The organism is Marinilactibacillus sp. Marseille-P9653 (assembly GCF_916618885.1).
Classification (GTDB): domain Bacteria; phylum Bacillota; class Bacilli; order Lactobacillales; family Carnobacteriaceae_A; genus Marinilactibacillus.
Window position 1 is genome coordinate 2,146,186 of the sequence record NZ_CAKAKH010000001.1, and the last position, 11,123, is coordinate 2,157,308.

Genomic DNA, 11,123 nt, shown 5'->3' on the forward strand with positions numbered 1-11,123 from the left:
TTTTTTTATGTATGATTATCCAGCATTATTCCCTGGACTCTGAATTCATTGTACTATTGTTTCTTTTTGAATGCATCCGTCTAGAGGATGAAATTTCATAAAAAAGTCATACTTTCTCATTATACATGTATTTTACTGGAATGGCATTTTCTTGACCAGTAACTTCTTTATTACAAAAAAAACTTGATCGAATGCGATCAAGTTTTTTTGCTACTTTGCCATTATACTTTTTCTATCCAGCCTTCAGGTGCTTCTATGTCTCCAGTTTGAATCCCAACGAGTTCATTGTACAAACGTTTTGTTACTGGACCTACTTCTGTTTCTGAATAAAACACATGGAAGTTGTCTTTAATTTGCAAGCCGCCGATTGGTGCAATGACTGCCGCTGTTCCACATGCGCCAGCTTCTTTGAACTGATCAAGTTGATCAACATAGACGTCTCCTTCAGAGACTTTCAAGTTCAGACGGTTCTCTGCTAACCAAAGTAAAGAATATTTTGTAATACTCGGTAGAATAGAAGAAGATTTTGGTGTAATAAACAAATCATCTTTTGTAATTCCGAAAAAGTTTGCTGCGCCTACTTCTTCTATTTTAGTATGCGTTTCAGGATCTAGATATACTGCATCACTGAAACTACGTTCTTTTGCTTCTTTTCCTGGCAGCAAGCTACCAGCATAATTTCCTCCGACTTTAGCTGCTCCTGTTCCTTTTGGTGCAGCACGATCATAATCGGTTACTAAGAAATTCGTTGGTTTCAATCCACCTTTAAAATAAGGGCCAACCGGCATAACAAATGCAGAAAAGATATATTCATCTGCAGGTTTAACACCAATATTATCTCCTGTACCTATGATGAAAGGACGAATGTAAAGAGAACTTCCTGTACCATATGGAGGAACCCAAGCTTCATTTGCTTTAACCACTTTTTTAACAGCCTCTACAAATTTTTCTTCTGGAAAAACGGGCATGAGCAGTCGCTCGCAGCTCATCTTCATTCGCTTAGCATTTTCATATGGGCGAAATAACTGAATCGATCCATCAGCTGTTCGATATGCTTTTAACCCCTCAAAGCATTGTTGTCCATAATGAAGTGCTGTCGATCCTTCTGAGATGTGAAGTTGATTGTCTTTTGTTAGTTCTCCCTCATCCCATGCACCTTCTTTGTAGTGAGAGATAAATCGGTAATCTGTTTTGATATATGAGAATCCTAACTCTTCCCATTTAATCGTTTCTGGTCTTAATGCTTCTGTCATAAACTTGTTTCCCCTATTCTTTAATAAATTTAATGACCCTTAACTAACTTCTAGTGCCATATCTCCAACCTTTATAGCTGATGCAGAATACAATAATTTATTCACGAACAGCGTAATCACGATAGGCAGAATGGCTCCACATAACAAGTATACACCAAATACTTGCAGACCTGAATTGTTGATTACCCATAGTGGTGCTACGCCGGCGGCAAAACCAACACCCCCCATTTCTGGAATGGTTTCAAATCCAAAAAGCACTGTTGCAATGGGTCCACATATAGCAGAAGCAATCGTTGGTCCAATTAGTATTTTAGGATTCTTAATGATATTTGGTAGTTGTACCTTTGGTGTACACAAGCCTTGAGCAATGTAACCACCTAAGTTATTCTCTTTCATTGAAAGAATCGAGAACACAAAGTATTGTGCAGTAGTTCCAATCAGCATAGCCCCACTTGCCATCGGGCTAAGTGCCAGTGCGATGGACAAGGCTGCTGAAGATAGTGGTGACATTAGGAATAGACCGAATAAGACAGCCATTACAGATGAGCCAATCACCGGACTTCCAGCTACTGCCCCTGACACGGTTTCACTAACGGCTAGTAATATGGGTTGGATGACCTGAGCGAGACCCATTCCCGCTATACCTCCACCTAGTAAAGACAACGTCGGTATAGACATCATATCTAGTGGGGAAGTACCTGTTAATTTTTTACCGATCCAAGTTGCGATAACCCCGGCAATCAATGCACCGATTGGATCTCCCCCTACAATCGTGAACCCGGCATCTGTAGCTGTCAGCGCTCCACCACCAATGGTTGAAGCAGCCATTGCCGAAAATAGTGTTAAACTATTAGCTTGCATATTAAAGGCAATCCCTGCACCCAAAGCCGGTGCAAGAAGTACGCGCGTAAAACTTCCTATAGTCACTAGAATAGGTAAATTAAACATATCTCCTAACGTTCCAAATAAAAAGCCGATTCCTATTGTTACAAAAATAGCATTCGCAACTCCCGATGATACCTTTAATACGTTATTCTTTATATACTGTTTCATTTGACCTATCCCCTCTCTTTTTTAACTGATCTTTAATTTATTCCATTTGTCAAATTAAGTTAGACAGTTCTTGTCCATCAATGTGTCTCAAAAATACTTCTAATGGTGTATGGTAGTTCAAAGATTTTCTTGGAATATGGTTCCTATTTGAAGCGATATTTGAAACAAATGATTGATCTACTTGATTGAAGTCCATTTCTTTAGGGAGACCATCTTTTCGGAGTAGACCGTTAGAATGTTCATTTAAAGCTCGTTGGGAGGGTGTCCCTGGATCCGCAAAGTAAATCGCTATATCCTGTTGATTACTAATGGATTTCCAGTTAGAAAATTCTTTTCCACAATCAAACGTGATAGATTTGAAGAGATTTCTTGGAATAGTCTTGAACCAATTATTTACCGCAGCTTCGATATCACGTGCCTTGCGCCCGTCGGGCTTCAAAGTAATAATGACTTTTGATAATCGTTCGACTAATGTGATCACAGCACTTTTATGATGAACCCCAACGATTGTGTCACCTTCTAGGTGACCAAATTCTTTTGTAAAATGAGGATAATCATCTAGCCGTTCGGAAATGTTTCTTTTGAATGCTTGCTTACCGCGTCTTTCCTTATGACCATTTGGTTTGCGCTTTCCTTTCATCGGAAGCGTTGCTTGATCAAAAAGTCCCTGTTTGAACTGTCGATACAAGGTACGTACAGAGCAAGCGATGGGCTTCTCTGCACGCCCTATAATGACATCGGGTGTCCATCCTTGAGCAACCATCTTTTGAATGTAAGATTTTTGATCTTGCGGTAAACAAATAGAGCGTCTCCCGCACCGTTGTTTATTTTCTTTGTACTGTTTGAAATAATCAAGCGCAGTACATCCTTTCCTTAGGAAAGTAATGACTTTGTGAATCGTTTGACGCGACCGATGGAGGTAGGTCGAGATCTTCAAGACAGATATATTCTGGTGGAAATAGGCTTCTATCATTACAAGTTCTTCCGTGGTAAGATGGGTGTAGGTCATTCGTGATCACTCCTATGTTTTCTTTGGTCGGAAATACATTTTGAGTGTACCACGAATGACTTTTTTAGTTGTCTAGCTTAATTTTACAATCGGCGTTATATAAAAAAGCCAGCCTATGTTTTAAATAGGCCGGCGATTGTGCACTTTACCGCGAGCCCATTCAAAATACGAAATAGGACTCTATTATGACAATAGAATCCTGTTTATGGGCTGACTAATAAGAGAATAGATGAACCAGAAAAAGCTTTAAGTGATTTTACGTTTTTAAAATTCATTCTTGTTCATCTCCTCTCTTTTTTATATTATGACAATCATAAAGGGTAATATCAGATAAGTCAACCGTAATCATTAAATTAATTTAATCTATAGGTTTTCTTTTAATTTCACCTCTACTTTCCGTGATATCTGATATGCTATACTTTAACTACTATGTAGGAAAGAAGGCTTGATTATGAAAATAGGATTTATCGGATTCGGAAATATGGCACAAGCTATCGCTACCGGACTACTCAAAAACCACTTAGCACAACCAGATGATCTTTTATTCTCAAATAAAACGGAGTCCAAAAGAAAACAACTGGAAGACCGTTTTAATATAAAAGGTTATTCTGACAACCAAAACGTTTGGGATCAGTCAGAAGTGATTATCTTAGCTGTAAAACCTTATCAAGTAGAAGACGTGTTGAATGGAATCGATCAGCAGAATAAACCATTCGTTATTTCAGTAGTTGCTGGTATCACGAATGCTCAATTAAATGACCTTTTAAATGGGGCGGCATTTGTTCGAACGATGCCCAATTTAAATGCTCAAGTAGGCGAAGGAATAACCGCAATCATTGAACAAGACGAATTAACTATTGATCAACTGGAACAATCAAAGAAAATTTTTTCAGCAGTAGGAGAAGTTGTTGTTTTACCTGAGTCTCAGTTAGGTGCTTTTATTGCAATTGCTGGAAGCTCTCCCGCACTAGTTTTTATGTTTATAGATACCTTGGCTCGCGCTGCTGTAAAATATGGACTTCCAAAAGACAAGGCTACGATGATTGCCGCTCAGGCTGTATTAGGCAGTGGAAAAACTGTTTTAGAATCTGATGATACACCTTGGACACTGATTGATCAGGTTTCATCCCCTGGTGGCATCACAGTAGATGGTATATTATCTCTTTTACAATCCGAGTTTTCTTCTTCCATTATCACCTCTGTTGATCAAATGGTTGAAAAGAACGATCAGATGTCTAGATAAGAAAAAGACTTTCCTTTCTAAGGAGAGTCTTTTTCTGAATCTATGGATTCGATTTTTTGTGCCTCTATCTCAATACGTGCTTGTTTCAACCTTTTTTTCTTTTCTCTTAAAGCTCTGAAAAAATTAGTCAGTAACGCCTTGCATTCTTCTTCAAGAATACCACTCTCAACGGTTGCTCTATGGTTCATTCTGGAGTCATCCAGCAAATTCATTAAAGTGCCTGCCGTCCCTCCTTTAAGATCTCCCGGTCCATAATAAACTTCCCCAATTCTAGAAAGTAAAACCGCTCCACTGCACATAGCACATGGTTCAAGTGTTACAAACAGTTGACAATTTTCAAGTCTCCAGTTGCCTAAGCTCTGATTAGCTTCTTGTATCGCAATCATTTCAGCATGAGTTGTAGCATTCTGTGAGGTTTCTCTCAAGTTATGGCCTCTACCAATAATTTCTCCCTTATGAACCACTACCGCGCCAATCGGGACTTCTCCTATGGCTTCAGCTTTCCTTGCTTCAGCAATTGCTTCCTGCATCCATCGTTCTTTTTCATATTGATCCATCGACTATCTCCTATGCCTTTTCTATATTATACCGTAGTTTCTTATTCTCCTGAACAGTGTTAAAATGAATTTAATCACATCATCATCTGGAGGACCAATTGTGAAGTTTTCAAATCTAAAAAAGATTTATCCTGATGCCACTTTGGCGGATACCACAACGATTAAACAAAACTTACTTTCCTTACCCTATAAAAACAAATGGATTCAAATACCTAAATCTGTCCTTTCGCAAAATGAAATCGATTTATTAACGATGTTTTATCAGAATCAGGAATCTTCCTTCACTCAACATCAAACGTCTCATTGGTATGAATATTTGATTGGTAAGCGAAAAGTCATTCCTAAAACTACTGGTAAAGTTAGAATGATTCAACTTAAACTTGAAAAAAAAGATAGGCAATTTGATCCTACTTTGTGGTCCGAATCTGCCAAAACTCTATTTGAACCGCTTATTGATAGTTTCTTCTGGTCAGACGACTTATACACAATCATACAACCTATTGAAGCAGCTTTTTTAGATAATGATGAGATTGAAGGTACCTTGCAGACTCTTGAAGACGATTTCTCATTAAAAACAATTTGTTATGTAGGCCAATATTGGGAGCCTGCATTAGAACTTCGTCAACTTTTTCAAGAAGAGCGCACGATTTTTCAGCAAGAATCTCCTCATTTTAATGGACGTATGGGTTCATTGACCGATGTATCGCTTCATTACTTTACGGAGAGTGCACTTAGTAAAAGTCATCTCATTCATGCCTTAAAAGAAAAAATTGATCTCATAGAAGATGCTAAAGAATTGATTCGTGCTTTATGGGAAAATCAAGGTAATGTCAGTATGGCCGCTAAATCACTTTTTGTTCATAGAAATACGCTTCAATATAGAATCGAACGATTCCATGAATTAACCGGTCTGGCTTTAAAACAAATCGATGAGTTAGCGCTTTGTTACTTGTTGACCCTTTAACATCACATTACAAAATAAAAAGACCGTACAGTTGAAAAGCCAACTATACGGTCCATTTTTATTTGAGTGCTTTTTTTGCATCTTTTACTTTATCGTTGAAAAATTCTTTGAAGTCGGATGATACGTCAGATAAGCTATTTTCAATATCTTTGACTTTACTGACTGTTCCCATCAAGCTATTGATTTCTTCATCTGATAATTTATCCACAACTTTAGAAGATTTTTTCCCACCATGCATTTTGTTTTTGAATAAGTGTTTTGCTTTCTTGCGGTTTACAACAGAATGTGTTTTTTCCATTGCATTGTCAGAAGAAAATACAAATGCTACGACACCTACTAAAACGGCAAAACCAATTCCTAAGAAAATACCTTTGTTTGAATTATCCATATTTTTCATAAAATTTGTCATCCTTTCTTGAACTGTTACTTATAGGATAACAGAAATTTTTTTATTTCACTAAAGATATGCACTTCAACTCATTAAAGTAAGTCACTTGGTGGTGTATTGTATACATCTTTACTTACAGGTTTCAGCATTGGTTTTTCTCCCATTGCTTCTGGTTTTTCGCCATACTCAAATTCTTTACCATCTACGGCTTTTTTACCATCGACGACTTTCTTGCTATCTTCACCTTCTGAGAAGTTATAAAGAATATGTGAAACATCACTGACTTCATAACTTTCAGGAACTTGTCCAGGTACAACAATCCCTTCTTTTCCTTCAAGTTCTTTGATGGCTTCAATCCATTGAAGTTGGTGTTGTGTATCTCTTGCAAGAAGGAATCCTAGCATATCTTTAATCCCTTTATCATCTGTCATTTCATAAAGTCTCGCAACTTGTAGTCTACCTTGTGATTCAGCTGTTACGTTCATTCTCATATCTGCTAACAGGTTACCACTGGAAACGATATAATTAGAAGTCCATGGATTACCGTTGGAATCTCTTGGAGCTGCTCCAAGTCCAGATACAATAGCATGTTGTGGATTCATTCCACCCATAATCGCAGCCGTTGCAGGATCTTTAACAGCTTCCTCTTGTGTAGAAAGTGGTGCGCCTTCAAGAAGTTGTGAAATCATTGTCGCAATCATTTCAACGTGTCCAATTTCTTCTGTTGCTGTGTCTAAAAGTAAGTCTTTATATTTTTCATTTCCACGGGCATTCCAACCTTGGAACAAGTACATATTCATAACGGACATTTCGCCCCATTGCCCACCAAGAATCTCTTGAAGTCTTCTTGCCATAATTGGATCCGGGCGGTCTGGTTTTGCAGGATATTGTAATTTTTTACTGTGCATGAACATAAAAACAAACATCTCCTTTTATGATAGTATTGTACAAAAAGAACTATATCATCATCAAGTAAAGTGAACAAATAATAGAGCTTGTTATTTATTTACTTAAAAAAAGACCAGCTATAAAATAGCTAGTCTTTTTTCATCTTACTGATTTTTAACTGGAATCGCTTCTGTCTGATTTATATCACTGGATTGATTTTTGATTTTCAACGTGATTTCACCTTTTGATGCGCCAATCGTCAATTTATCACCTGAAACAATATTTCCAGAAAGCAATTCTTCACTTAGTTTGTCTTCAATCTTAGACTGAATAGCTCTACGTAAAGGTCTAGCACCATACTCTGGATCAAATCCTTCTTTAGCAATAACATCCATTGCTGATGAAGTGATTTTAAGAGTGATACCCAGTTCATCCATTCTTTTAACGATGCTTTGCGTAAGCAATTTAACAATTTCGCGTAGTTCTTCTTTTTTAAGTGATTCGAATACGATTGTATCATCCACTCGGTTCAAGAACTCTGGACGGAAAGCATTTTTTAACTCTTCGCGAATTTTCTTTTCCATAGCTGTATGATCGAATCGTTTGTCAACAACGCCGAAACCTACTGATTTCTCGTCTCTCAACGCTGTAGCACCAAGGTTGGAAGTCATAATAATGATCGTATTTTTGAAATCGACCTGACGACCTTTTCCATCAGTCAATAAACCATCATCCAGTACTTGTAATAAAATATTAAATACATCCGGATGCGCTTTTTCTACTTCATCCAGTAAAATCACGGAATAAGGTTTCTGACGAATTTTCTCAGTCAGTTGTCCACCTTCATCATATCCTACATAACCAGGAGGAGATCCAACTAGTCTGCTTGTACTATATTTTTCCATATACTCTGACATATCTACTCGAATCAGAGAATCTTCACTACCAAACATAGCCTCAGCTAAAGATTTTGCCAGCTCAGTCTTACCGACTCCTGTAGGTCCTAAGAACATAAATGAACCAATTGGTCTATTAGGATCTTTTAATCCACTTCTTGCACGTCTGATTGCTTTAGATACCGCGATTACCGCTGGTCCTTGTCCTACAACGCGTTCATGTAGCACTTTTTCCAGGTTGAGTAATCGATCAGATTCTTTTTGCTCCATTTGTTGGATAGGAATACCTGTCCATTGAGAAACAACTTCTGCGATGTCTTTAGCTGTTACTTCAAGTTGATCTTCATCTGAAGTCTGTTCATTCTGAACAAGTGTTTCGATACGTTTACGTTGTTTCATTTCTTTTTCTCGAATTTGTGCAGCTCTTTCAAAGTTCTGATCTTGTATAGCTTCTTCTTTCATTCTAGTTAGATCTTCCAACTTTTGGTTTGCTTTAGACATTGTTGTTGGTTGATCACTAGAATCGATACGTACTTTGGACGCTGATTCATCCATCAAGTCGATTGCTTTATCTGGTAATTGTCTTGAAGTGATGTATCGGGTTGAGAAATGTACAGCTGCATGAACTGCATCATCTGTTATAGAAACACCATGATGTTCCTCATATCGCTCTCTCAATCCCATTAGAATCGCTTCCGCTTCAATCTCTGATGGCGGGTCTACTTGAACAGATGCGAAACGACGTTCAAGCGCAGCATCTTTTTCAATATGCTTTTGGTACTCATCAAGTGTCGTTGCACCAATTGTTTGCAACTCACCTCTAGCTAATGCCGGTTTTAAAATATTAGATGCATCTATTGCGCCTTCAGCACCACCAGCGCCTATTAACGTATGCAATTCATCGATAAACAAGATAACTTCTCCATCTTCATAAATCTCATCAATGATTTTTTTCATACGTTCTTCAAATTCTCCACGGTATTTAGTTCCCGCAACAAGAGAACCCATATCTAAAGTCATCAATCGTTTGTTTCTCAATACAGGAGGTACTTCTCCCGCAACGATTTTTTGTGCAAGTCCTTCAGCAATTGCCGTTTTACCGACACCAGGATCACCTACTAGTACAGGGTTATTTTTTGTACGTCTACTCAAAATCTGAATAATTCTACGAACTTCTTTGTTTCTTCCGATAATTGGATCCAGACGGTCTTCTCTCGCTGCCTGTGTCAAATTACGGGCTAAAGAATCTAGCGTAGGTGTTCCATCTACAGATTTCGGTCCTTTTGCTGGTCTGCGACCTTTAAATCCATTTCTTCCTTTATTTTCTTGAACACCTAGTTTTTTCAATACCATTTGTCTTGTTTTAGATAAATTGATATCCAGATTATTCATGATTTTAGAAGAAAGAATATCATCATCTCTTAAAAGTCCTAAAAGTAGATGTTCTGTTCCAACTTGGGGACGTTGCATTCTTCTCGCTTCATCAGTAGCATACTTAATGACTTGACGTGCTCGAGGAGAGTACGGTAATACCGCACTGGAAGGTAACGCCTTACCCGGTCCATAACTTGTAAAATGTTCAATTTCTTCTTTTACTTCTTCTTCTGAAAGAGACAATTGTCTTAATGTTTTTCCAGCGATTCCTTCAGTTTCTATTACCAATCCTAATAGGATATGTTCAGTTCCTACAGTACGGTGGCGGAATCCCTTCGCTTCTTCTTGTGCAATTAACAAGGCTTTTTTGGCCTTATCCGTAAATAACTCATTCATAAAATTTAATCCGCCCTTCTATTCTCTTGGCTCTTCATACTTTAAATTTGCGATCATACTTTTCAATAAATTAGCTCTAATCTGATTATCAATTATTCGATCTCCAGTATACAATGTTTTATCAACAGCTACTAGCATTAGCTTTGCTTCTCTTTTGGATATAATATCATCCTCGTACAACGTTTGTACAATTGATTGTGCATCTCTTTCAGAGATACTCTTCCCAATAATTTCAATCATCGTATCCATTAAATCAGACTCATCAAGCAAACGAACTTTGATAATCCGAATGTATCCGCCACCTCCGCGCTTACTTTCAACGAGATAGCCTTGTTGGATCGTGAATCTTGTATTGATTACATAATTTATTTGAGAAGGAACGCAATCAAACAATTGTGCGATCTCACTACGTCTGATTTCAACTTTTTCTTGCTGCTTCAAAACTTTTTTCAAATAAGCTTCTATAATATCTGACATGTTTTGATTTTCCATGTTGAATCATTATCAAAACGATTGTTACCTTTCACTAATAGCTATAGTGACCAATAAACCTCGTTTCAATATCCTCCTTTTCAAACCAATTTCTTTCTTTGACTAACTTTGACTAAACATATTATACCAGTGTTATGTGTAATTTAAAAGAGCAAGAACTCTTGTCATCATTGCTATTTTTTCCAGGGTAGAATAATCAAATATCAACTCTTTACTCAGTAAAGTTACAGCAAATAGAATAAACAAAAAAAGCCATTGCATTATACATTGGCTTTAATGAATCTATTTGTATCACATCTATTGAGATGAGCCGTGCAGGGTTCGAACCTGCGACCCTCTGATTAAAAGTCAGATGCTCTACCGACTGAGCTAACGGCTCTGAAAAAAAATATGGAGGTTAACGGGCTCGAACCGCTGACCCTCTGCTTGTAAGGCAGATGCTCTCCCAACTGAGCTAAACCTCCTTTAAAGAAAAAAAAGCCTTGCACGGCAACGTCCTGCTTTCACAAGGGGAAACCCCTCACTATCCTCGGCGCTGGGAAGCTTAACGGCTGTGTTCGGAATGGGAACAGGTGGATCCTTCCCGCCATCATTACCGCACAATGACTCT

10 protein-coding genes, 2 tRNA genes and 1 rRNA gene are annotated in these 11,123 nt (G+C 37.8%); 2 read left to right on the forward strand and 11 right to left on the reverse strand.

Going from position 1 to position 11,123, the window contains the following annotated elements; all coding sequences use genetic code 11:
• Window positions 1-221: 221 nt before the first annotated feature.
• Genes LG377_RS10425 through LG377_RS10435 form a run of 3 tightly spaced genes read right to left on the reverse strand, consistent with a single transcriptional unit; the run spans window position 222 to window position 3,315 of the window.
• Window positions 222-1,253, reverse strand: a complete 1,032-nt coding sequence (locus LG377_RS10425) for a branched-chain amino acid aminotransferase (protein ID WP_225744591.1) — start codon at window positions 1,251-1,253, stop codon at window positions 222-224.
• A gap of 39 nt (window positions 1,254-1,292) precedes the next feature.
• Window positions 1,293-2,306: a PTS transporter subunit IIC gene (locus LG377_RS10430; RefSeq protein ID WP_225744592.1), complete on the reverse strand. Its 1,014-nt coding sequence runs from the start codon at window positions 2,304-2,306 to the stop codon at window positions 1,293-1,295.
• Between the two features lie 49 nt (window positions 2,307-2,355).
• Window positions 2,356-3,315, reverse strand: coding sequence for an IS30 family transposase (locus LG377_RS10435; protein ID WP_225743103.1), 960 nt, complete (start codon window positions 3,313-3,315; stop codon window positions 2,356-2,358).
• Window positions 3,316-3,766: 451 nt separating this feature from the next.
• On the opposite strand from LG377_RS10435, the gene proC reads away from it, so the two are divergent.
• Entirely contained in the window at window positions 3,767-4,558 is a 792-nt protein-coding gene (gene proC, locus LG377_RS10440) for a pyrroline-5-carboxylate reductase (protein WP_225744593.1), read from the forward strand.
• Between the two features lie 17 nt (window positions 4,559-4,575).
• Here proC and tadA read toward each other — a convergent pair whose 3' ends face one another.
• Complete coding sequence (gene tadA, locus LG377_RS10445; RefSeq protein WP_225744594.1) at window positions 4,576-5,115, reverse strand: tRNA adenosine(34) deaminase TadA; 540 nt, start codon at window positions 5,113-5,115, stop codon at window positions 4,576-4,578.
• A gap of 100 nt (window positions 5,116-5,215) precedes the next feature.
• On the opposite strand from tadA, the gene LG377_RS10450 reads away from it, so the two are divergent.
• A complete protein-coding gene (locus tag LG377_RS10450) occupies window positions 5,216-6,079 on the forward strand; it encodes a helix-turn-helix domain-containing protein (protein WP_225744595.1) in 864 nt (287 codons plus the stop codon).
• A 58-nt stretch (window positions 6,080-6,137) separates the two neighbouring features.
• Here the strand turns inward: LG377_RS10450 and LG377_RS10455 are convergent, their stop codons facing one another.
• The 7 genes from LG377_RS10455 to rrf all read right to left on the reverse strand — a co-directional run bounded on the left by LG377_RS10455 (window position 6,138) and on the right by rrf (window position 11,113).
• On the reverse strand, window positions 6,138-6,476 hold the full coding sequence (locus LG377_RS10455) for a hypothetical protein (protein ID WP_225744596.1): 339 nt from the start codon (window positions 6,474-6,476) through the stop codon (window positions 6,138-6,140).
• 83 nt (window positions 6,477-6,559) lie between these two features.
• Window positions 6,560-7,381 carry a manganese catalase family protein gene (locus LG377_RS10460; protein ID WP_225744597.1) on the reverse strand — a complete coding sequence of 274 codons (822 nt, stop codon included), beginning with the start codon at window positions 7,379-7,381 and terminating at the stop codon, window positions 6,560-6,562.
• Between the two features lie 138 nt (window positions 7,382-7,519).
• Window positions 7,520-10,021, reverse strand: coding sequence for an ATP-dependent Clp protease ATP-binding subunit (locus tag LG377_RS10465; protein ID WP_225744598.1), 2,502 nt, complete (start codon window positions 10,019-10,021; stop codon window positions 7,520-7,522).
• A gap of 18 nt (window positions 10,022-10,039) precedes the next feature.
• Window positions 10,040-10,513, reverse strand: coding sequence for a CtsR family transcriptional regulator (locus LG377_RS10470; protein WP_225744599.1), 474 nt, complete (start codon window positions 10,511-10,513; stop codon window positions 10,040-10,042).
• Window positions 10,514-10,819: 306 nt separating this feature from the next.
• Window positions 10,820-10,892 (reverse strand) — tRNA-Lys (locus LG377_RS10475).
• 12 nt (window positions 10,893-10,904) lie between these two features.
• Window positions 10,905-10,977: transfer RNA gene (locus LG377_RS10480), tRNA-Val, on the reverse strand.
• A gap of 20 nt (window positions 10,978-10,997) precedes the next feature.
• A 5S ribosomal RNA gene (gene rrf / locus LG377_RS10485) occupies window positions 10,998-11,113 on the reverse strand.
• Window positions 11,114-11,123 lie beyond the last annotated feature (10 nt).